Origin of the sequence: Streptomyces sp. NPDC002742, from assembly GCF_042888885.1 — a bacterium.
Classification (GTDB): Bacteria; Actinomycetota; Actinomycetes; order Streptomycetales; family Streptomycetaceae; genus Streptomyces.
Genome location: NZ_JBIAQF010000023.1, coordinates 1 through 21,484, shown reverse-complemented (window position 1 = coordinate 21,484; position 21,484 = coordinate 1). Strand labels below are relative to the sequence as shown.

General features: G+C 71.5%; 15 protein-coding genes. 8 read left to right on the top strand and 7 right to left on the bottom strand.

Features of this window, described 5'->3' with window-relative positions; all coding sequences use genetic code 11:
• Positions 1-34: 34 nt before the first annotated feature.
• Genes ACFYW8_RS32740 through ACFYW8_RS32725 form a run of 4 tightly spaced genes read right to left on the bottom strand, consistent with a single transcriptional unit; the run spans position 35 to position 3,593 of the window.
• Positions 35-679 carry a response regulator gene (locus tag ACFYW8_RS32740; RefSeq protein WP_389085783.1) on the bottom strand — a complete coding sequence of 215 codons (645 nt, stop codon included), beginning with the start codon at positions 677-679 and terminating at the stop codon, positions 35-37.
• A complete protein-coding gene (locus ACFYW8_RS32735; RefSeq protein WP_389086221.1) occupies positions 669-1,934 on the bottom strand; it encodes a sensor histidine kinase in 1,266 nt (421 codons plus the stop codon). The genes ACFYW8_RS32740 and ACFYW8_RS32735 overlap by 11 nt, the downstream gene beginning before the upstream one ends.
• Positions 1,935-1,959: 25 nt before the next feature.
• Positions 1,960-2,694: an ABC transporter permease gene (locus ACFYW8_RS32730; protein WP_389085778.1), complete on the bottom strand. Its 735-nt coding sequence runs from the start codon at positions 2,692-2,694 to the stop codon at positions 1,960-1,962.
• Positions 2,691-3,593: an ABC transporter ATP-binding protein gene (locus ACFYW8_RS32725; RefSeq protein ID WP_389085773.1), complete on the bottom strand. Its 903-nt coding sequence runs from the start codon at positions 3,591-3,593 to the stop codon at positions 2,691-2,693. The genes ACFYW8_RS32730 and ACFYW8_RS32725 overlap by 4 nt, the downstream gene beginning before the upstream one ends.
• Positions 3,594-3,804: 211 nt before the next feature.
• On the opposite strand from ACFYW8_RS32725, the gene ACFYW8_RS32720 reads away from it, so the two are divergent.
• The 3 genes from ACFYW8_RS32720 to ACFYW8_RS32710 all read left to right on the top strand — a co-directional run bounded on the left by ACFYW8_RS32720 (position 3,805) and on the right by ACFYW8_RS32710 (position 9,020).
• On the top strand, positions 3,805-5,754 hold the full coding sequence (locus ACFYW8_RS32720; RefSeq protein ID WP_389085768.1) for an ABC transporter ATP-binding protein: 1,950 nt from the start codon (positions 3,805-3,807) through the stop codon (positions 5,752-5,754).
• Positions 5,751-7,775 (top strand): ABC transporter transmembrane domain-containing protein, encoded by a 2,025-nt coding sequence (locus ACFYW8_RS32715; RefSeq protein ID WP_389085763.1) that lies wholly within the window; start codon positions 5,751-5,753, stop codon positions 7,773-7,775. The genes ACFYW8_RS32720 and ACFYW8_RS32715 overlap by 4 nt, the downstream gene beginning before the upstream one ends.
• Positions 7,776-8,042: 267 nt before the next feature.
• Entirely contained in the window at positions 8,043-9,020 is a 978-nt protein-coding gene (locus ACFYW8_RS32710) for an NAD(P)-dependent alcohol dehydrogenase (RefSeq protein ID WP_389085758.1), read from the top strand.
• A 16-nt stretch (positions 9,021-9,036) separates the two neighbouring features.
• Here the strand turns inward: ACFYW8_RS32710 and ACFYW8_RS32705 are convergent, their stop codons facing one another.
• Positions 9,037-9,459 (bottom strand): hypothetical protein, encoded by a 423-nt coding sequence (locus ACFYW8_RS32705; RefSeq protein WP_389085753.1) that lies wholly within the window; start codon positions 9,457-9,459, stop codon positions 9,037-9,039.
• A gap of 93 nt (positions 9,460-9,552) precedes the next feature.
• Positions 9,553-10,416, bottom strand: a complete 864-nt coding sequence (locus tag ACFYW8_RS32700) for a TNT domain-containing protein (protein WP_389085748.1) — start codon at positions 10,414-10,416, stop codon at positions 9,553-9,555.
• Positions 10,417-10,943: 527 nt separating this feature from the next.
• Here ACFYW8_RS32700 and ACFYW8_RS32695 point away from each other — a divergent pair.
• From ACFYW8_RS32695 to ACFYW8_RS32685, 3 genes are all read left to right on the top strand, one after another.
• Positions 10,944-13,007: a M4 family metallopeptidase gene (locus ACFYW8_RS32695; RefSeq protein ID WP_389085743.1), complete on the top strand. Its 2,064-nt coding sequence runs from the start codon at positions 10,944-10,946 to the stop codon at positions 13,005-13,007.
• Positions 13,008-13,317: 310 nt separating this feature from the next.
• A complete protein-coding gene (locus tag ACFYW8_RS32690) occupies positions 13,318-14,982 on the top strand; it encodes a M4 family metallopeptidase (protein ID WP_389085738.1) in 1,665 nt (554 codons plus the stop codon).
• A 76-nt stretch (positions 14,983-15,058) separates the two neighbouring features.
• The gene (locus ACFYW8_RS32685) at positions 15,059-15,562 is read left to right on the top strand and encodes a DUF1990 domain-containing protein (protein ID WP_365876188.1); all 504 of its coding nucleotides are present in this window, start codon (positions 15,059-15,061) and stop codon (positions 15,560-15,562) included.
• Positions 15,563-15,724: 162 nt separating this feature from the next.
• Here ACFYW8_RS32685 and ACFYW8_RS32680 read toward each other — a convergent pair whose 3' ends face one another.
• Positions 15,725-18,343, bottom strand: a complete 2,619-nt coding sequence (locus ACFYW8_RS32680; RefSeq protein ID WP_389085731.1) for a glycosyltransferase family 1 protein — start codon at positions 18,341-18,343, stop codon at positions 15,725-15,727.
• A 326-nt stretch (positions 18,344-18,669) separates the two neighbouring features.
• Here ACFYW8_RS32680 and ACFYW8_RS32675 point away from each other — a divergent pair, with 326 nt between their 5' ends.
• Together ACFYW8_RS32675 and ACFYW8_RS32670 are read left to right on the top strand one after the other, a co-directional pair.
• A complete protein-coding gene (locus tag ACFYW8_RS32675) occupies positions 18,670-19,866 on the top strand; it encodes a S8 family peptidase (RefSeq protein ID WP_389085726.1) in 1,197 nt (398 codons plus the stop codon).
• 222 nt (positions 19,867-20,088) lie between these two features.
• The coding region (locus ACFYW8_RS32670) for a maltotransferase domain-containing protein (protein WP_389085722.1) at positions 20,089-21,484 on the top strand (1,396 nt) is incomplete at its 3' end.

The window sequence follows — 21,484 nt, the reverse complement described above, 5'->3', positions numbered from 1 at the left end:
CCGGCGCGGCCTCGGCGGCCGAGAGGCGGCCCGGTCAGCCGAGGATCCCCCGCTCGTACGCCGTCGCCACCGCCGCCGCCCGGTCCTTGACGCCCAACTTGGCGTACAGGTGGGTGAGATGGGTCTTCACGGTCGCCTCGCTGATGAACAGTTCGCGGGCGATCTCGCGGTTGGAGGTGCCCTTGGCGACCAGGGCCAGCACCTCGCGTTCGCGGGCGGAGAGGGGCTCGTTGCCGGGAGCCCCGGAGTCACGGACGGCGCTGACCAGGCGGGAGGCGACGGCCGGGGAGAGGACGGTGCGGCCCTCGGCGGCGGCGCGCACGGCGGTGAACAGCTCGTCGCGGGGCGCGTCCTTCAGCAGATAGCCCGTCGCGCCCGCCTCGATCGCGGGCAGGGTGTCGGAGTCGGTGTCGTAGGTGGTGAGGACGAGGACCCTGGCGCGGGCGCGGCGGCGGGTCAGTTCGGCGATGGCGTCCACTCCCCCGCCGCCCGGCATGCGCAGGTCCATCAGGATCACGTCCGGGTCGAGGGCGGCGGCCCGCTCGACCGCCTCGATCCCGTTCACCGCCTCGCCGACGACCGTGAAACCGGGACCGGACTCGAACATGCCGCGCAGACCGTCGCGTACGACGGGATGGTCGTCGACGATCAGCAGCGAGATACCGGTGTCATCGGTCATGGCGTACCAACGGTACGCGAGCCGACAGCGCCGTGCCGTGGCCCGGTTCGGACTCCACGGCGAGGGAGCCGGCGATGCGTTCGGCGCGGGCCCGCATGCCGTCGAGACCGAAGCCGCCGGTGCCGGTGCGGGCGGGGACGGCGAGCGGGTCGAAGCCCCGGCCGTCGTCGCGCACGTCGAGGGTGACCTCGTCGCCCATGAAGCTCAGCGTCACGCCGACCCGGGCGGCGGCCGCGTGCCGCGCGGCGTTGGAGAGGGCCTCCTGGGCGATGCGCAGGAGGGTGGCCGAGACCTCGTCGTGGAGCTGCTCGCCGGTACCGGTGACGGTGAACTCGGCCCGTATGCCGGTGCGTTCGCCCCACTCGGCGACCGTCTTCTTGAGCGCCTCGGGCAGACCGTCGTCCGCCAGTGCCACGGGCGCCAGGTTGTGCACCGAGCGCCGTGCCTCACCGAGACTGTGGCGGGCGAGCGCGGAGGCCCGTTCGAGATGGGCGCGGGAGACGGCCAGGTCGGGGGCGTTCGCCACGACCTGGAGCTGGGCGATGATGCCGGTCAGGCCCTGGGCGATGGTGTCGTGGATCTCGGCGGCCAGCCGACGGCGCTCGTCGGCGACCCCGGCCTCCCGTGCCTGGACGACGAGTTGGGTGTGCAGGGCGACGTTCTCGTCGAGTGCCTGCTGGAGCGCCGCGTTGGTGCGTTCGAGTTCCGAGATGGTCTCGGCCCGTTCGCGGGAGCGCTGTTCCTCCTGCTCGGTGAAGTGGGCGACCATGATCTGGAGGCCCGAGTTGGCGAGCAGGAGCCCGGCGAACGCCATCCACTGGGTCACGCCCTTCGGCGGCAGCCCGCCGCACTGCGCGCCGGCCACGGTGATCGCGGAGGCGAACAGCCCGAGCCGCCGCCACATGCCCGGGATCAGTTCGTCGGCGTCCATGTAGCCGGTGGCCGCGTAGAACGCGAAGAGACCGCTGCTCCAGGTGAGCGTGAAGGCGATCGCCCAGCGCACGACGTAGTACGCCGTCCCGGCGCGGGACGGGGTCCGGCCGCGGGCGGGACGGCGGGAACGGGTGCCGTTCCACCAGAGCTGGAGCGCGATCGCGGCGGCGACCAGGCCCGCGTCCATCTCCCACTCGGCGGCTCCGTCCATCTGGCCGGTGCTGACGGCCGCGAGGACGACGCTGATGCCGAGCAGCCCGTACGGCCCCCAGGCGTGCACCTGCTCCATGCGTCGCTCGATCTGCCCGTCCGCCGCGGTCATCTCCCCAGTCTGCACGGACGCTCTCCTATTCCCAGCGGAACCAGCGGGAGGCGCCCGCCGTGAGCAGTACGGTCCAGGCCACCAGCACTCCCAGGTGCGTCCAGCCCGGCCAGTTCCCCGCCGCCGCCCGGTTCAGGGCCTGTGCGGCGGCGCCGAACGGCGTGCAGCCGACGATCCGGGCGAGCGTGTCGGGCATGGCCTGCACCGGAATCCACACGCCCGCGCAGAACATCATCGGGAAGAACACGACCGACCCGATCGCCCCCGCGATCCTCGTCGTCCGGGACAGCGCGGAGACCACCGCGCCCAGGGCGAGCGCGGCCAGGACCGCCAGGAGCAGGGCGAGGAGATAGCCGTACGGCTGCTCGGGCAGTCGTACGCCGAAGGCGAGGCGGCCGACGACGAGGGCGCACAGGGCGGAGAGCAGGGCAGCCGCACCGTAGACCAGCATCTGCGCGGACAGCAGGGCGGACGGGCGTACCGGCGTGGTGGACATCCGGCGCAGGATGCCGCGTTCGCGGTAGCCGGTGAGGGTCTGCGGCATCGACTGCAGCCCGCCGACGATCATGCCGAGCAGCACGGCGATCGGGACGTACGCGTCGATCGTGCGCAGGCCGCCCAGGTCGGCCTGGTGGTGGCGGAAGGACGGGACGGAGCCCAGGATCACCAGGAGCAGGGTGGGGAACAGCAGGATCCAGAAGACGGAGCCCGGTTCACGGCGGAAGAGGCGCAACTCGGTACGCAGAACGGCGGTGTTCATACCGCGACCTCCGTCAGATCCAGGAACGCGTCGTCCAAGGTGGCGTCGGTGACGCGGAGTTGGTGGGCGGTGACGCGGTGCCGGGCGAGCAGGGTGATGACGGCGCTGACGGTCTCGTCGGTGCCGGACAGCGTGATACGGCCGTCCTTGCGCGCGACGGACGCGAGCGCGGGGAGCGCGGCCAGGTCACCCTCGTCCAGCGGCGCCGACGGTGTGAAGCTGATGACGGTCGAGCCCGTCGAGCGGCGGATCAGACCGGCCGGGGTGTCCAGGGCGGCGACGTGCCCCTTGTCGATGACCGCGATCCGGTCGCACAACCGCTGCGCCTCCTCCATGGAGTGCGTGACCAGGAGGACGGTGACGCCCTGGGCGCGGATGTCCTCGATGAGCTCCCAGGTGTCGCGGCGGGCCCGCGGGTCGAGCCCGGTGGTCAGTTCGTCGAGCACGACCACGCGCGGGTTGCCGATGAGCGCGAGCGCGATGAACAGGCGCTGCTTCTGGCCGCCGGAGAGCTTGCCGAAGCCGGTGCCGAGCCGGTCGGTCAGTCCGAGGCGTTCGGCCAGCGGGCGCCAGTCGGCGGGCGCCGGGTAGAAGGCGGCGTACAGCTCCAGTGCCTCGCGCACGGTGAGTTTCGCCTGGAGTTCGCTCTGCTGGAGCTGGGCTCCGAGGACGCGGCTGGTGGCCTCGTGGTCGGTGAAGGGGTCGAGACCGGCGACCCGGACGCGGCCCGCGTCGGGGAGCCGCAGACCCTCGACGCATTCGACGGTGGTGGTCTTGCCGGCGCCGTTCGGGCCGAGGATCCCGAGGATCTCGCCCTCCTCGACGGTGAAGGAGACACCGTCGACGACGGCCCGGCCGCCGTAGGACTTGCGCAGTCCGCTCACTTCGATGACTGACATGGTCCGAGGATCCCGGCGGGGCCCGGGCGGGCGCATCGGCCATCGCGCTCGAACCGGCATCAGCCGATCGGTTGATGCCGCGGTACGACCCGACCCCTCGAACACCCGCCCAGGCGGTGGCCGCGAGCCGGGGCACCCGGGCCTTCGGACGATTCAGGCACGCCGAAAACCCGGTGGGCACTGTCAGTGGTGAAACGTAGGCTCGCAGGTGATGTCCACACCAGATGCCGCCGCCCTGGACCACCCCGACCGATCGACCGTACGCAGCCTGCTGCGCCTGTGGCCGTATGTACGCCCGGTGCGGACACGGCTGTTCTGCGCCGCTTTCGTCGCCGTGGTCGCGTCCTGTCTCGCGCTCGTGTTCCCGCTGATCCTGAAGTGGATGGTGGACGGTCCGGTCACCGGGCACGATCCGGCGGGTGTCTGGCTCGGGGCGCTGTATCTGCTGCTGCTCGGCGTCGCCGAGGCCGGTCTGTTCGGGCTGCGCCGCTGGCTGGTGGCCCGCCCGCTGGCCGGGGTCGAGGCGGCGATGCGGGCCGATCTGTACCGGCATCTGCAGCGGCTGCCGGTCGCCTTCCACGACCGCTGGGCCTCGGGCCAGCTGCTGTCCCGGGCGACCACCGATCTGATGCTGGTCCGCATGTTCCTGGCGTTCCCGCTGACCTTCCTGCTGGTGAACGCCGTGACGATCTCCGCGGGCATCGCCATCATGCTGGCCCAGGAATGGACCCTCGGGCTGGTGCTGCTGGCCCCGGCCGTCCCGGTCATGATCGTCTGCTGGCTCTTCGAGCGGCGTTACGCGGAGGTGGCGCGGCGGGCGCAGGACCAGGTCGGCGACCTCACGACGGTGGTCGAGGAGAGCGTGCTCGGCATCCGGATCATCAAGGGGTTCGGACGCCATCGCAGCCAGGCGCGCGCGTTCCGCGAGCTGTCCGGGACGCTGCGCGGCACGGAGCTGGTCAAGGCCCGTCTGCTCGCCGCCATCTGGGGCGTCATCGTCACGCTGCCCGAGTTCGCCATCGGCGCCGCCCTCGTCCTCGGCACGGTCCAGGTCGCCGACGGCCGCCTCTCCGCCGGCACGCTGGTCGCGTTCCTCTCGACCGCGCTCGCCCTGCGCTGGCCCGTCGACTCCATCGGCTTCCTCCTCGCGATGAGCCAGGAGGCGGGGACGGCCACGGAGCGGTACTTCGAGGTCATGCACGCGACGCCGGAGTCTGAGGCCACGCCGGAGGTCACGTCTGAGGCCACGTCCGCGTCGGCCGTCGCGGCCGGGCCCGCCCCGAGTTCGGCGCGGGTACGGGCCGACGCGGCCGTCCAGGGCGACGGCGGGACGGCCTGGACCGCGGCCCGGGAGGAAGCCGGGGGCGGGGAGGAAGCCGGGGTCGAGACCGGGGCTGGGGCCGGGGCCGAGGCCGATGGTGGGCTCCGGTTTCACGGTGTCGGGTTCCGGTATCCCGACGCGCCGGTGGACGCGCCACCCGTGCTGGCCCACATCGACCTGCACATCCGCCCCGGCGAGAGCATGGCCCTGGTCGGCGCCACCGGTACCGGCAAGACCACCCTCACCGCGCTCGTCCCCCGCCTCCACGAGGTGACGTCCGGCCGGATCACCCTGGACGGCCGGGACATCACCGAGATGCCCCGCGAGGAGCTGCGCGAACTCGTCGCCGTCGCCTTCGAGGAACCCACCCTCTTCTCGGCCACCGTCGGCGAGAACGTCCTGATGGGCGCCGCGGAGAGCGCCGGCCGGGCGGAGCTGGACCGTGCCCTCGCCGTCGCCCAGGCCGACTTCGCGCACGCGCTGCCCCAGGGCACGGCGACGCAGGTCGGCGAGCAGGGGCTCAGCCTCTCCGGCGGGCAGCGCCAGCGGCTCGCGCTGGCCCGCGCGGTGGTCGGCAGGCCCCGGTTCCTGGTGCTCGACGACCCGCTGTCGGCGCTGGACGTGCACACGGAGGCGGCGGTCGAGGCCGCCCTGCGCCGGGTGCTCGCGGAGACGACCGCGCTGATCGTGGCGCACCGCCCGTCCACGGTCCTGCTGGCCGACCGGGTGGCCCTGCTCTCCGGCGGCCGGGTCACGGCTGTCGGCACCCACCACGAACTGCTGCGCACGCATGCCGAATACGCCCACCTGATGTCGGGTGCAGAGGAGGACGGCCGATGACAGCGGCGCCCACGACCACCGCGCCGGACAAGGAACCCGACGAAGGACCGGAGAAGGGGCCGGAGAAGGAGCCGGACACGGGACCGGACAGGAAACCCGCCGCCGGACCGTACGAGGACCGCGACGCCGGACAGGAAGCCGGGCGGAACGCCGGACGGGACGCCGGGCGGAACGCCGGACGGGACGCCGGACGGCGAAAGGGCCGGGCAGCCCCGGAGCCCGAGCCGTACCAGGACCCCTTCGACCGCGACACGCTTCCCACTCCCCCGGGCGCGACCGCGACGCTGCTCCGCTCGCTGCTCGCCCCGCTCAGGGCCCGGGTGGCCCTGAGCACCGTTCTGCTGCTGCTCCAGCAGGCCGCGGTGCAGGCGGGCCCGCTCCTGGTGGCGTACGCCATCGACCGCGCCGTACCGGCGTTCCGGCAGGACGACCACGGGCCGCTGATCACCGTCGGCGTCGCCTACCTGCTGTGCTCGGCGGCCTCCGGCCTGCTCCAGTACGCCTTCATCATCGCCTCGGCCCGGGTCAACCAGGACGTGCTGCTCGATCTGCGCGGCCGGATCTTCCGGCACGCCCAGGCGCTCAGCGTCGACTTCCACGAGCGCTACACCTCGGGCCGGCTGATCTCCCGCTCCACGACGGATGTCGAGTCGCTGCGCGAACTGCTCAGCGAGGGCCTCCAGGAACTCGTCACGGTCATCCTGTCCTTCGTCTACATCTCGGCGATGCTGCTCTGGCTGGACGCCGGCCTGGGCGCGGTCGCGGTGGTCTCCTTCGTGCCGCTGTACCTGCTCATCCGCCGCTACCAGCGCCGGGCGGGCCGGATCTTCGCCGTCCGCTCGACGACGATCGCCGCGGTGATCGTGAAGTTCGCGGAGACGATGAACGGCATCCGGCCGGTGCGCGCGTTCCGCCGGGAGGCCGCCAACGAAGCCGAGTTCGGGGTGCTCAACCGGCGGCACGAGAAGACGAACGGCGACGCCCTGCTGGAGATGGCCCGGTATGTCGTCGGCTCCCGGCTCGTCGCCAACACGGCGGTCGCGGGCATCGTGCTGTGGGGCGCCTACCGGGTGGCCTCGGGTTCGCTGGCGCTCGGCGTACTCGCCGCGGCGGTGCTCTATCTGCGCCGGCTCTACGACCCGATCGACCGCCTCGGGATGTTCCTGAACTCCTACCAGTCCGCGGCGGCCTCGCTGGAGAAGATCGCCGGTCTGCTGGCCCAGACGCCGTCCGTGCCGGAGCCTTCCGTACCGCGGCGGTTGCCGTCACTCGCCTCCGAACACCCCGGTCGCGAGGTCGTGTTCGACGAGGTCCGCTTCGCGTACCGCACTGGTGGAGAGGTCCTGCCCGCCTTCTCGCTCAGGCTGCCCGCCGGACAGACGGTGGCCGTGGTCGGCTCGACCGGCGCGGGCAAGTCGACGCTGGCCAAGCTACTGGCCCGGTTCTACGACCCCTCCGACGGCCGGGTCCTGCTCGACGGCGTCGATCTGCGCGAGCTGTCGGTGCCCGAACTGCGGCGCGGGGTGGTGATGGTGACCCAGGAGGCGTTCCTGTTCTCGGGCACGGTCGCGGAGAACATCGCGATCGGCCGCCCCGAGGCGTCCCGCGAGGAGATCGAGCGGGCCGCGAAGGCGATCGGCGCGCACGACTTCATCAGCGCCCTGCCCGACGGCTACGACACGGACGTACGCAAGCGCGGCGGCCGCATCTCGGCGGGTCAGCGCCAACTCGTCGCCTTCGCGCGGGCGTTGCTGGCCGACCCGGCCGTCCTGATCCTCGACGAGGCGACCAGCTCCCTGGACATCCCGGGTGAACGGGCCGTGCAGCGCGCCATGTCGACCGTTCTGCGGGGCCGTACGGCGGTGGTCATCGCGCACCGGCTGTCGACGGTGGCGATCGCCGACCGGGTGCTGGTGATGGAGCACGGGCGGGTCGTCGAGGACGGCACACCCGCCGAACTCATCGTGGGCACCGGCCGGTTCGCGGATCTGCACCGGGCCTGGCGCGACAGCCTCGTCTAGGACAGGTCCTGGCGCCGGACGGGCGGACCGACGGACTTCGGGGCGGAAAGGACGAAGAGGGCGGAGAGGGCGGAGAGAGCCCGTGATCGACACGTACGCGGATCCGGGTACACCGGACCGCCGGGGCGGCCGGCGGTTCCTCCGGTTGTCCCCTAGGGCCTCTCCCCGATTCCCGTGGAGCCGGTGCCCGGCTAGCCTCGCGAGCAGTGGCGCTCCCTCGGCCAGCCGATCGATTCCCGCACCCCACGGGTGCTTTACGGAGTTCCCATGAAAGCGATCGCCCAGGACCGGTACGGCTCTCCCGACGAACTGGAGCTGAGAGAGTTCGACACACCGGTGCCGACGGGAAACCAGGTGCTCGTGCGGGTGAAGGCGGTCTCCCTCAACGCGTACGACTGGCACCTCATGCGCGGCGACCCGTATCTGGCCCGGCTGTCCTTCGGCGCCCGCAGGCCGAAACAGCGGGTCCGGGGGCGGGACTTCGCGGGACTCGTCGAGGCGGTCGGCGCCGACGTGAAGCGGCTGCGTCCCGGTGACGAGGTGTTCGGCGAGGCCGACGGGGCGTTCGCCGAGTACGTCTGCGCCCCGGACGACGTGGTGGAGAGAAAGCCGGCGGGTCTGACCTTCGAGCAGGCCGCCGCACTGCCGCTGGCGGGGAACACCGCCCTCATCGGGCTGCGCGACGTGGCACCGCTGCGGCCGGGACTGCGGGTGCTCGTCAACGGCGCTTCGGGGGGTGTCGGCACCTTCGCCGTGCAGATCGCCAAGGCGTACGGCGCGGAGGTGACCGGCGTGTGCAGCGCGCGGAACACGGATCTGGTGCGGTCCCTCGGCGCGGACCGCGCCATCGACTACGCGGCGGTGGACTTCACCCGCGAGGGGCAACGCTACGACGTCGTGCTCGACCTGGTGGGCAATCGCTCCCTGACCGCGTTCCGGCGGGCGCTGACACCCACGGGGACGCTCGTGCTGTCCGGCGGCGGGGTGTCCGAGGGCGGCAGTCTCTTCGGGCCGATGGGGCTGATTCTGAGAGGACCGGCGCTGTCGCGCTTCGTCGGTCAGCGGATCCTCACCCTGACCGCGAAACAGTGCGCGGAGAACCTCGCGGCCCTGCGGGAACTCGTCGAATCCGGGAAGATCACCCCGGTCGTCGACCGGACGTACGCGTCCCTGAGCGAGGTCCCGGAGGCCATCCGCTATCTGGAAGTGGAGCACGCCCGGGCGAAGGTCGTCGTCACGGTGTGACGCGACAGGGTTCGGGCTACGCGGGACCGTCCCTTTCGGCCGGCCCCTCGTGGGGCGCCTCCCGGGGCTTTTCGCCGGACCTCTCGCGTGCTCGGCGGCGCATCTCGCCGAGGGCCTGTTCGAGCTCCTCGTCGGCCTGCCGTTGCAGAGCCTCGGAGTCGCCCCCCGGATCGGCCGGCGCCTCGGTCGCGGGCGCCGGGGCGGACGACTCCGCGATGAGCCGGTCGTAGAGCCACCGGCAGGCCTCGCCCTCGTCGGCGAACCGCTCGAACACCTCGTGCGTCCCGCGCTCGTGGACGCCCACGGTCCAGTCCCCGTCATGTCCTTCGAGGAAGTAGCGCTCGGCCGCGCGGAGACCGCCGGGGCAGCCCGCGATCTCGTAGGACGCGGCGGGAACGCCGGCCGCTTCGAGGGCCCGGCACAACGCGAACCGGTCCATGCCGTCAGCCTTCCGCCGGGGCGGAAGCCGGGCCGGTCACGGCCGGGTCCGGCTTCCGCTCGGAGTCGCGCGCCACCGAGGAAGGGGGCGTGGTCAGTTGCCGATCCGCACCAGCGTGCCATTGCTCACCAGGTCGCCCACGGTGGTGCGGGGAATGTCCGGGCAGAACTTGCTCGACGTCACGTACTGGGTGCCGAGGCCGGGCTGCTCGAACCCCGGGGCGGTCCTGCCCGCGCAGACCGTCACATCCTTGGCCAGCCGGTAGGTGTGGTAGTTGTACGGGTAGCGCGGGTCCATGGTGTCGAGGCTCGACGGCGGGATGGAACGCTTCCCGTACTTGGTGCCGAGGGGGGCGAGGAAACGGCCCGCCTCGCTGCCGACACGGTCGAGCTTCAGGCCGGCGTGGAGCACCAGGGGCGCGGCGAGCACCGTCTGGTTCCGGTGGGTGAAGCCGTCGTCCGGCGGGTAGCGCCAGTCGCCCTGGCCCGAGTCGAGGGTGGGGTCCCACCATTTGTCGAGGAACTTCACGGCGGTGAGGCCGCCGAGCCGGTCGTACCCGCGGAGGACGCGCCCCAGCGCGCCCCTGTTCGGCAGCCGCCTGGGGCCCAGCCGCCAGTCACCGCAGAAGTAGAGGCGCTCCAGCCTCGGCGGGATGGGGTCCGGCACGAGGCCCTTGCACTCCCGCGGCTCGTCGTACCCGCCGTGCTCGTGCCACGGCTTCACGTCCCCGGGCTTCACGTCCCCAGGCTTCACGTCCCCGGGCTTCACGTCCCCGGGCTTCACGTGCCCGGGCGCCGGCTTCGGGGCCGGGGTGGCGGACAGAGCCTGCGCGACCCCGCGGGTACGGCTGTCGTCCGAAGGCGCGGACGCCGCGGACGAGATGGAAGCGCCGAGTGCCAGGGAGCCGGTCAGGCCTCCCAGAGCCGCCAGGCTCGCACACCAATGTGACCTTCTCACCAAACCTCCTGAGGGAATACGTGTCCGGATCGCACCGCCTCGCGCGGCTGAAGGTGCCGGGAGCGGGCCGGAATGTCGGGATCACTCAAACCGCAGGGGACGGACGCGGGCGAGCGGACGTGCCGGAACGCGCCCGAAAGGGTCTGGGCTTCATTCCGTTGCGGCTGGCGGGCCGGTCATCTGGCGGTACGCGCCACCCGGCCGGCACCTCGCGCCGGGCGCGTTCCGAGGCGGTCCGTCCTCCCGTCCGGCTGTCCGGTTCACACCAGGACGAACACCCGAAGGACGGTCCGTATAGCGAACACGACTAACCGGACAACGAACCGGTTCAGGCCATTTTGGTGACGCGGTCCTGACAGAAAGGGTTATCTCCTGCCACTCTTCCCACGGCTACTTCACAGCAACCTCACAGCTACGTCCGCCGTGTTGAGCCGTACGACCCCATGCACCTGGTTCCGCGTAACGCCCAGTTCTGCCCGGACGGGTCATCCATCGTCCGGTCTCCCCTGGCCGCGCGACCCGCGGCCATGCAGAAGGAGTCAGTGTTGAGCACCAGTTCTCCCCACAGACGCACCTCCCACATCACCAAGCGCCGCGTTTCCGGTGTCGCCCTCGTCGGCGTCACCGCCCTGCTGGCCGCGGCCGTCCAGTCGGGCGCCGCGAGCGCCACCCCGGAGCAGGCCCCCCGGGCGGGCAGGGTCAACCCGGGCGCCGTCGCCGTGAAGCTCACCCCCTCGCAGCGCGCCGAGCTGATACGCGACGCCGACGCGGCCAAGGCCACGACCGCCAAGGACCTGGGTCTCGGCGCCGGCGAGAGCCTCGTCGCCCGTGACGTCATCAAGGACCACGACGGCACCGTCCACACCCGCTACGAGCGGACGTACCAGGGACTGCCGGTCCTCGGCGGCGACCTGGTCGTCGACACCGCGAAGTCCGGGAGGACCGGGCACGTCTACAAGGCGACGAAGGCGTCCCTCAAGGTCGCCACCCTCAAGCCCGCGGTCGCCGCCGGCACGGCGGAGAAGCAGGCCCTGTCCGCCGCTAAGGCCGCCGGTTCGAAGAGCACCGCCGCCGACCGCGCGCCCCGCAAGGTGATCTGGGCGGGAAGCGGCAGGCCGACCCTGGCCTACGAGACGGTCGTCGGCGGCCTCCAGGACGACGGCACGCCGAACGAGCTGCACGTCATCACCGACGCGGCCACCGGCAAGAAGCTCTACGAGTACCAGGGCATCGAGACCGGCATCGGCAACACCCAGTACAGCGGCCAGGTGACCCTGACGACCACGCAGTCGGGCTCCAACTTCACGCTGAACGACGGTGCGCGCGGCGCCCACAAGACGTACAACCTGAACCACGGGACGTCGGGCACCGGCACGCTGTTCTCGCAGACCAGCGACACCTGGGGCAACGGCACCACGTCGAACGCCGCGACGGCCGGCGCCGACGCGCACTACGGCGCCGCGGTGACGTGGGACTTCTACAAGAACACCTTCGGCCGCAGCGGCATCAAGAACAACGGCGTCGGAGCGTACTCCCGGGTGCACTACGGGAACTCGTACGTCAACGCGTTCTGGGACGACAGCTGCTTCTGCATGACGTACGGCGACGGGTCCGGGAACAACGACCCGCTGACGGCGCTGGACGTGGCCGGCCACGAGATGAGCCACGGCGTCACCTCCAACACCGCGGGCCTGAACTACTCGGGCGAGTCCGGCGGTCTCAACGAGGCGACCTCCGACATCTTCGGCACCGGCGTGGAGTTCTACGCGGCGAACTCGACCGACGTGGGCGACTACCTCATCGGCGAGAAGATCGACATCAACGGCGACGGCACACCGCTGCGTTACATGGACAAGCCGAGCAAGGACGGCGGTTCCGCGGACAGTTGGTACTCCGGTGTCGGCAACCTCGACGTGCACTACTCGTCGGGTGTCGCCAACCACTTCTTCTACCTGCTGAGCGAGGGCAGCGGCGCCAAGGTCATCAACGGCGTCAGCTACAACTCGCCCACCTCCGACGGGCTTCCGGTCACCGGCATCGGCCGCGACAAGGCGCTGCAGATCTGGTACCGCGCGCTCACCACCAAGTTCACCTCGACCACCAACTACGCGTCGGCCCGCACCGGCACGCTCGCGGCGGCGGGTGAGCTGTACGGCACGACGAGCGCCGAGTACACGGCGGTGCAGAACGCCTGGGCGGCCGTGAACGTCGGTTCACGTCCGGGCGGTGGCGGCGGTGGCGGCACGTCGTTCGAGAACACGGCCGACGTATCGATTCCGGACAACGGTGCGGCGGTCACCTCGTCGATCACGGTCACCGGCCGCACCGGCAACGCCCCGTCGAACCTCGCTGTCGCCGTGGACATCGTGCACACCTGGCGCGGTGACCTGGTGATCGATCTGGTCGCCCCGGACGGCTCGACGTACCGCCTGAAGAACTTCAGCTCCTCCGACTCGGCGGACAACGTCAACGCGACCTACACGGTCAACGCGTCCTCCGAAGTCGCCAACGGGACCTGGAAACTCAAGGTCCAGGACCAGGCGGCCCAGGACACCGGCTACATCAACAGCTGGAAGCTGACCTTCCCGTAAACCGCGGCGGAAGTCCGCGCGCGGACTGGGTGCCAGGGCGCCGTCCCGGAGGTTCGACCCCCCGGGACGGCGCCCTCCTTTGCCCTCCAGGGGGTTTGGGTTGACCCGCCCTTGCCTGTGCCTCACACGGCCCTCGGGCACCCAACTGTTCACCTGATCGACGATTTTCGGCCAAGGTCCTTATGGCCTCCTGACATGTACGCGTCCGGGATGGCACGCTTCACCCGCACGGCTCACCCGCACCGCAACTTCACAACCGTCCGTCCGGCCACCCCACGCCGTTCGGTCGCCCCCACAAGAAGGAGCTTGCGTGACCCCCCTCTACGCGCGTCACAAGCGCACCACTCTGGCCATCGCCACCGCCGTCGCGGCCGGAGCACTGCTCGCCACCGGTCTGACCACCGGTGCCGCCGCCCAGACCGCGGCACTCCCCGCCGGCAAAACCACCCCCCTCGCCGGTTCGCCCGTCCTGCTGTCCAACTCCGCGCGCACCGCGCTCATCAAGAAGGCCGACGCCGCCACGGCGGAGACGGCCCAGCAGATAGGCCTCGGCGCCAAGGAGAAGCTGGTCGTCAAGGACGTCGTCAAGGACGCCGACGGCACCGTCCACACCCGTTACGCGCGCACGTACAACGGACTTCCGGTCCTCGGTGGCGACCTCGTCGTCCACGAGTCCAAGGCGGGCAGGACCGAGGGTGTGACGAAGGCGAACAAGGCGGCCATCAAGGTCGCCTCGCTCAAGCCGCTGGTCACGACCGCCAAGGCCGAGAAGCAGGCGCTCACCGCCGCCAAGACCGCGGGCTCGGCCAAGACCGCCGCCGACCAGGCGCCCCGCAAGGTGATCTGGGCCGCCGCCGGCAAGCCGACCCTCGCCTACGAGACCGTCGTCGGCGGCCTCCAGGACGACGGCACCCCCAACGAGCTGCACGTCATCACCGACGCGGCCACCGGCAAGAAGCTCTACGAGTACCAGGGCATCGAGACCGGTACCGGCAAGACCCTCTACTCGGGCACGGTCACCCTCAACTCGACCCTGTCGGGCTCGACGTACAGCCTGACCGACAGCACCCGCGGCAGCCACAAGACGTACAACAAGTCGCACACCACGACCTCCTCCGCGGGCACGCTGTTCACCGACGCGGACGACGTGTGGGGTACCGGCGCGGCCTCCAGCTCCACCACCGACCAGACCGCGGCCGCCGACGCCGCGTACGGCGCGCAGGAGACGTGGGACTTCTACAAGAACACCTTCGGCCGCAGCGGCATCAAGAACAACGGCGTCGGAGCGTACTCGCGCGTCCACTACGGCAGCTCGTACGAGAACGCGTTCTGGGACGACAGCTGCTTCTGCATGACGTACGGCGACGGCGCCAGCAACACGCACCCGCTGACCTCGCTGGACGTCGCCGGCCACGAGATGAGCCACGGCGTCACCGCCAACACCGCGGGCCTGAACTACTCGGGCGAGTCCGGCGGTCTCAACGAGGCGACCTCCGACATCTTCGGCACCGGTGTCGAGTTCTACGCGGGGAACTCCTCCGACGTGGGCGACTACCTCATCGGCGAGAAGATCAACCTCAACGGTGACGGCACCCCGCTGCGCTACATGGACAAGCCCAGCAAGGACGGCGGCTCGGCGGACTACTGGTCCTCCTCGGTCGGCAGCAAGGACGTGCACTACTCGTCCGGCGTCGCGAACCACTTCTTCTACCTCCTCTCGGAGGGCAGCGGCGCGAAGACGATCAACGGAGTCAGCTACAACTCCCCGACCTACAGCGGCACGACGGTCACCGGCATCGGCCGGGCCGCGGCGCTGCAGATCTGGTACAAGGCGCTGACCACGTACTTCACGTCCACCACCAACTACAAGTCCGCCCGCACGGGGACCCTCTCGGCGGCGGCCGCGCTGTACGGCTCCGGCAGCACCCAGTACAACGCGGTGGCGGCGGCCTGGACCGCGGTCAACGTCAGCTAGTGCTAGTACGAACGTAATCGAACTGAGGCGGCACCCGGCACGGAACAGTGCCGGGTGCCGCCTTACTCTTGCCCCCATGCCCTACACGTACGAGGACGTGGGCGCGACCCGCGAGGACCGCTGCCCCCCGGGCTTCCACCGACTGCACGTCCGCTCCCGAATAGGCGAGGGCGAGGCCGTCTTCCGGCGCGCCTCCGAAGCCCTGATGACCTGGGAGCTCCACCGCACCATGGGAATCGGCATGGTGACCGACGCCGACAAGGCGGCGCCGGGCGTCGACGTCACGGTCCGCATCGGCCCGATCAAGGCCCCCTGCCGCATCGTCTGGACCGCCGAGGAACCCCGGCGCACCGCCTGGGCCTACGGAACGCTTTCCGGCCATCCCGAGTGCGGCGAGGAGGCCTTCGTGGTCTCCCGCACCGGCGACGGCACGGTCTGGCTCACCGTCTCCGCCTTCAGCCGCGCCGCCAGGTGGTACGCCCGCGCGGGCGGGGCGGCGACGCGGGGATTTCAGCGTGCTTATGCCCGACGGTGCGGGGTGGTGCTCAAGCGGCTGTGCGCCGAATACGCAACGGAGTGAACCGCATTCCACGGCGGACTGCGACGAAACTCCAAGGGCTCCACCGAAGCCGTTCCTTCGGTGGAGCCCTTGACAGTTCTCCACGGACTCCGACCCGCGAACAACTATCCTTCGTCACCCGTTTGGGGCCGGCCGGATTCGTGGTGCAGACCACGTCAACTGCTACCGCATCAGCACTCCCGCCGCCTCTTGCGACCCTTCCGACGGAACCGTCACCAGCCCCAGCTCTGCTCCCGAGGCGAGCAGTTGATGAGCAGGCAGGATGCGGACCGTGTAGCCGAAGGAGCCCGTGCGGTCGAGAGACAGCGGGCCCTCGTACACCCAGCGGCCCTCCAGATCGGGGCCGCCGGTCGGTTTCAGCGGGACACACACCGCGTCCGCGATGCGGTCGTCCGTGTCGACGCGGCCCGCGACCGCCTGGACCTCCACGTCGTCGGGGGCGAGGTCGCCCAGGCCGACGCGGACGCGCAGCGACAGGGTCGTGCCGAGTTCGGGGGTCGTGGTGGCCGAGGACGCCTCGACATGGTCGACGGTGATCCGCGGCCACGCGGCGCGGACGCGCGACTTCCAGGCGGCCAGTTCGCGGGCCGCGTCGGCGGTGAGGGAACGGTGGGCGTGGGCCGCGGGCGCGTACAGGCGCTCCACGTACTCGCGCACCATCCGGCCCGCCAGGACCTTCGGGCCGAGGTGGGTCAGGGTCCGGCGGACCATCTCGATCCAGCGGTCGGGCAGGCCCTCCTGACCGTGCTCGTAGAAGCGCGGGGCCACCCGCTGTTCGAGCAGGTCGTACAGGGCACCGGCCTCCAGCTCGTCCCGGCGGTCGTCGTCGGTCGCGGTGCCGTCCGCGGTCGGGATCGCCCAGCCGAAGTCGGGCTGGAACCACTCGTCCCACCAGCCGTCCAGGACGGAGAGGTTGAGGCAGCCGTTGAGCGCCGCCTTCATCCCGCTCGTGCCGCAGGCCTCCAGCGGGCGCAGCGGATTGTTGAGCCAGATGTCGCAGCCCGGGTAGAGCTTCTGGGCCATCGCCATGCCGTAGTCGGGCAGGAAGACGATCCGGTGGCGCACCCGGGGGTCGTCCGCGAACCGGACCAGCTCCTGGATCAGCCGCTTCCCGCCGTCGTCCGCGGGGTGCGCCTTGCCCGCCACGACGATCTGGACCGGCCGCTCGCTGTGCAGCAGCAGGTCCATGAGCCGGTCGCGGTCGCGCAGCATGAGGGTCAGCCGTTTGTACGAGGGGACCCGGCGCGCGAAGCCGATGGTGAGGACGTCGGGGTCGAGCACCCCGTCGATCCAGCCGAGTTCGGCCGTGCCGGCGCCGCGCTGGCGCCAGGACGCCCGGAGCCGGTCCCGTACCTCAAGGACCAGCTGTTCCCGCAGCACCCTGCGCAGGTCCCAGATCTCCTGGTCGGCGATCTCGGCCACCGCGTCCCACCGGTCCGAGCCGCCGACGGTCAGCGCGTCCTCGGTGCGCTGCGCGCCGATCTGCCGGGAGCCGAGACGGAAGACCTCGGGCGCCACCCAGGTGGGCGCGTGGACACCGTTGGTGACCGAGGTGATGGGCACCTCCTCGGGGTCGAAGCCCGGCCAGAGCCCGGAGAACATCTCCCGGCTGACCTGGCCGTGCAGCAGCGAGACGCCGTTCGCCCGCTGGCCGAGGCGCAGGCCCATGACGGCCATGTTGAAGAGGTTCGGCTCGCCTCCGGGGTAGGTCTCCATGCCGAGGGCGAGGATGCGCTCCACGTCGATGCGCGGGAGTTCGGCGTCGGCGCCGAAGTGGCGGGCGACCACCTCCCGGTCGAAGCGGTCGATGCCGGCGGGCACGGGAGTGTGGGTGGTGAAGACCGTGCCGGCCCGCACGGCCTCCAGCGCTGACGCGAAGTCCAGCCCCTCGTCGCCGAGTTCGGCGATCCGCTCCAGGCCGAGGAACCCCGCGTGCCCCTCGTTGGTGTGGAACACCTCGGGCTGCGGGTGCCCGGTCAGCCGGCAGTACGTCCGGACCGCCCGAACACCTCCTATGCCGAGAAGCATCTCCTGCAGCAGCCGGTGCTCGCTGCCGCCGCCGTACAGCCGGTCGGTGACCTCGCGTTCGCCGAGGTCGTTCTCCTCGACGTCGGAGTCGAGCATGAGCAGCGGGACGCGGCCGACCTGGGCCAGCCAGATCCGGGCGCGCAGCGCGCGGCCGCCGGGCAGGGCGAGGGAGACCTGGGCGGGCGTGCCGTCCTCCTCGCTCAGGGGCACGACGGGCAGTTCGTTGGGGTCGAGGACCGGATAGTGCTCCTGCTGCCAGCCCTCGCGGGACAGCGACTGGCGGAAGTAGCCGTGCCGGTAGAGCAGGCCCACGCCGATCAGCGGGGCGCCGAGGTCACTGGCGGCCTTGAGATGGTCGCCCGCGAGGATGCCGAGGCCCCCGGAGTACTGCGGCAGCGCGGCGGTGATGCCGAACTCGGGCGAGAAGTAGGCGATGGCGGCGGGCAGGTCGGAGGTCTGCGTCTGGTACCAGCGCTCACCCGTCACGTACTCGCGCAGGTCGGCGGAGACCGCGGCGAGACGGCGCAGGAAGCGGCTGTCCCGCGTGAGCTCCGTGAGCCGGCCGGCCGACACGCTGCCGAGCAGTCGCACGGGGTCACCGCCGCACGTGGTCCAGCGCTCGGGGTCGACGGACTGGAAGAGGTCGCGGGTCTCGGCATGCCAGGACCAGCGGAGGTTGCGGGCCAGGTCACTGAGCGGGTGAAGGACTTCGGGGAGAACGGGTCGGACGGTGAATCTGCGGATCGCCTTCACGAGTTCCACCTTCACACAGGACGTACGCGGCAGAGGGACGCACGGCGTTGTGCGGCCTTCGTCACCCACGACGTTAGCGGCGAGGGTGCCTTCGCGACACGGCGCATCGCGGCACGGCCCCGGATGGGGCCAAGCGTGTGACGTCGGCGAGAAATCGACGCAACCTTCCCCGCACCCATGGCCGACATGGCCGATTCCGCCCTCATGGGCGGCCTTGTGGTGCTTCGCACCGCACGAGAGGCTCACCGGGTGACGTGCGGCCGGACCCCGCCCGGAACGGTCGGATCCGGTCCCGGTACGTCGAGTTGAGGAGGGGAACTCAAGTCATGGCACGGACGAGGAAGTGGCGTCTGCGCTGGGCGGCGGGTCTCACCGCGGTCACGACGGCCGCGGTGCTTTCGGCCATCGCCCCGCCCGCGCAGGCGGCCCCCGAGGGACGGATACCCGGAACGGGGGAACCCGGCTCCGTCAGTGGGAGCTACATCGTGACACTCAAAGGGGTTACCCGGGCTCCGTCGTCGGCCGGGACGGGCATAGCCGAGCAGTACGGGGCGAGAATCAGCCACACCTACGGCACGGCTCTCAACGGCTTCGCCGTGCGGGTCGACGAGAGACGGGCCCGGCGGCTCGCCGCGGACCCGCGCGTGGCCTCGGTCGTCCAGGACACCCGGGTGACGTTCGACCGTGTCCAGGGGAACCCGCCCTCGTGGGGCCTGGACCGGATCGACCAGCCGGGCCGGCCACTGGACAAGCGGTACACGGCACCCGGATCGGCGGGTGCGGGGGTCACCGTCTACGTCATCGACACCGGCATCCGCATCACGCACAAGGACTTCGGGGGCCGGGCGAGCTACGGCTGGGACTTCGTCGACAACGACAGGACGGCGCAGGACGGCAACGGCCACGGCACCCATGTCGCCGGCACCGTCGCCGGAACCGGGTACGGCGTCGCCAAGAAGGCCAGGGTCGTCGCCGTCCGCGTCCTCGACGACAAAGGGGCCGGCTCCACCGCCCAGGTCATAGCGGGCATCGACTGGGTCACCCGGCACGCGAGAAGGCCGGCCGTGGCCAATCTCAGCCTGGGCGGGTACGCCAACGCCCAGTTGGACGCGGCCGTCCGCAACTCGATCGCCTCCGGCGTGACGTATACGGTCGCGGCGGGCAACGCCGGACTGCCGGCCTCGCTCTACTCTCCGGCCCGGGTCGCCCAGGCCCTCACCGTCGGCGCGAGCGACCGCGCCGACGCGCGGGCGGGCTTCTCGAACACCGGATCGTCGCTCGACCTCTTCGCGCCGGGGGTGGACATCACGTCGGATTCGTACGCCGGCGATTCGGGCAGGGCGACGTACTCCGGTACGTCGATGGCGAGCCCGCACGCCGCGGGCGCGGCCGCGCTTTATCTGGCGGACCATCAGGGGGCGGCACCGGCCCAGGTGGTGAAGGCGCTGGTGAAGCGGGCGGTCCGGGGAAGGATGACGGGCGTCGGCCCGGGTTCACCGAACAGGCTCCTGCAAGTCGGCTGACACTGGTGGGACGCTGGTACAACCAGGGTGATTCGGCCACACCGCACCGGCCTCGCCTGCCCGGGACGAGGCCGGTCTTGTGTGTAGACATACGCGTGAGTAGTTAACAAAGTGCCGGAATGCTCACCCGCATAGGGTGGGAAGGCTCCTCCGGTACACCCGCAGGCCCCACCTCCCCACACCCTCATCCGCCCACCCACGTTGACGCGGACAGGAGCGGTCATGCCCGCCACGCACCACACGTCGCCACCCCCGACGACCACCCCCGAGACGCCCCGAACACGCAAGGCCGAAGCCGGTCCGCGTACCCCTGAGAAACCGTCGGCCGCCCCCGGCGGCCACAGCCCGGCCACCCCCGGCCCGGCCGACTCCACCGCCCGCTCCACGACCGCCGCCTCCACCGCCCCGGGCACCGACACCCCCGTCGCCGGTACATCCGTCACGGGTACGTCGGTCTCCGGAACGTCCGCCACCGGTAAGCCTGCGGCCGGTGCCTCCGTCGGCGTCACGTCCGCCACCGGTAAGCCTGCGGCCGGTGCCTCCGTCGCCGTCACGTACACCCCTGACGCGTCCGCTCCCGACACGTCCACTCCGGTCACCTCCGCCCCGGACGCGTCCGCTCCCCGCAGCGCCGCGCCCAAGTCCAAGCGGGCCGGGTCCCGGCCCGGCGGGGCCAAGGCCGCCCCCACGACGGCCAAGTCCGCTCCCAAGACGGGCAAGGCCGCTGCCAAGACGGGGAAGGCCGTTCCGAAGGCGGGCAAGACCGCTCCCGGCGTCGTCAAAGCCGCTGCCAGGGCAGGCAAGGCCGCCGTCCCCGCCACCCGCACCCCCGACGCCCCCGACGCCCCCGTCGCCCCTGCCGCCGCTCCGGCGACGGCCGTGGGGCGCATCCCCGTCCTCGACGTCCGCCCGGTCGTGCAGCACGGGCGCCGTCCCGCGAAGGCGGTGGTGGGCGAGGAGTTCGAGGTCTCGGCCACGGTTTTCCGCGAGGGCCATGACGCGGTCGCCGCGAATGTCGTCCTGCGTGACCCGGACGGCCGCCCCGGCCCGTGGACGCCGATGCGCGAGCTGGCCCCCGGCACCGACCGCTGGGGAGCCGGGGTGAGCGCCGGCACGGAGGGCCACTGGACGTACACGGTGGAGGCGTGGGGGGATCCGGTCACCACCTGGCGGCATCACGCGGGGATCAAGATCCCGGCCGGCCTGGACACGGAACTGGTGCTGGAGGAGGGCGCCCTTCTCTACGAGCGGGCCGTCGCCGAACTGCCCAAGGGGCCCAAGGGCAGGAGCCGCAGGGACACGCTGATCGGGGCCGTCGACGCGCTGCGCGACACCGGCCGCCCCGTCGCCTCCCGCCTCGCCGCCGCCCTCACCCCCGAAGTGGACGAGGTGCTGGCCCGGCATCCACTGCGTGACCTGGTGACCTCGTCCGAGCCCTTGCCGCTGCTGGTGGAGCGGGAGCGGGCGCTGTTCGGTTCCTGGTACGAGTTCTTCCCGCGCTCGGAGAGCGGTCGCAGCGGTCGGAGCGGTCCCGCGGTGCACGGGACGTTCCGGACGGCCGCCGAACGTCTGCCCGCGATCGCGGAGATGGGCTTCGACGTCGTCTACCTCCCCCCGA

What these genes read in the sequence shown, in the direction of transcription:
- ACFYW8_RS32675 (WP_389085726.1), top strand. Translation starts at nt 18,670, where the DNA reads ATGGCACGGACGAGGAAGTGGCGTCTGCGCTGGGCGGCGGGTCTCACC.
- ACFYW8_RS32730 (WP_389085778.1), bottom strand. Translation starts at nt 2,694, where the DNA reads ATGAACACCGCCGTTCTGCGTACCGAGTTGCGCCTCTTCCGCCGTGAA.
- ACFYW8_RS32720 (WP_389085768.1), top strand. Translation starts at nt 3,805, where the DNA reads ATGTCCACACCAGATGCCGCCGCCCTGGACCACCCCGACCGATCGACC.
- ACFYW8_RS32695 (WP_389085743.1), top strand. Translation starts at nt 10,944, where the DNA reads ATGCAGAAGGAGTCAGTGTTGAGCACCAGTTCTCCCCACAGACGCACC.
- ACFYW8_RS32710 (WP_389085758.1), top strand. Translation starts at nt 8,043, where the DNA reads ATGAAAGCGATCGCCCAGGACCGGTACGGCTCTCCCGACGAACTGGAG.
- ACFYW8_RS32725 (WP_389085773.1), bottom strand. Translation starts at nt 3,593, where the DNA reads ATGTCAGTCATCGAAGTGAGCGGACTGCGCAAGTCCTACGGCGGCCGG.
- ACFYW8_RS32735 (WP_389086221.1), bottom strand. Translation starts at nt 1,934, where the DNA reads ATGACCGCGGCGGACGGGCAGATCGAGCGACGCATGGAGCAGGTGCAC.
- ACFYW8_RS32705 (WP_389085753.1), bottom strand. Translation starts at nt 9,459, where the DNA reads ATGGACCGGTTCGCGTTGTGCCGGGCCCTCGAAGCGGCCGGCGTTCCC.
- ACFYW8_RS32685 (WP_365876188.1), top strand. Translation starts at nt 15,059, where the DNA reads ATGCCCTACACGTACGAGGACGTGGGCGCGACCCGCGAGGACCGCTGC.
- ACFYW8_RS32740 (WP_389085783.1), bottom strand. Translation starts at nt 679, where the DNA reads ATGACCGATGACACCGGTATCTCGCTGCTGATCGTCGACGACCATCCC.
- ACFYW8_RS32715 (WP_389085763.1), top strand. Translation starts at nt 5,751, where the DNA reads ATGACAGCGGCGCCCACGACCACCGCGCCGGACAAGGAACCCGACGAA.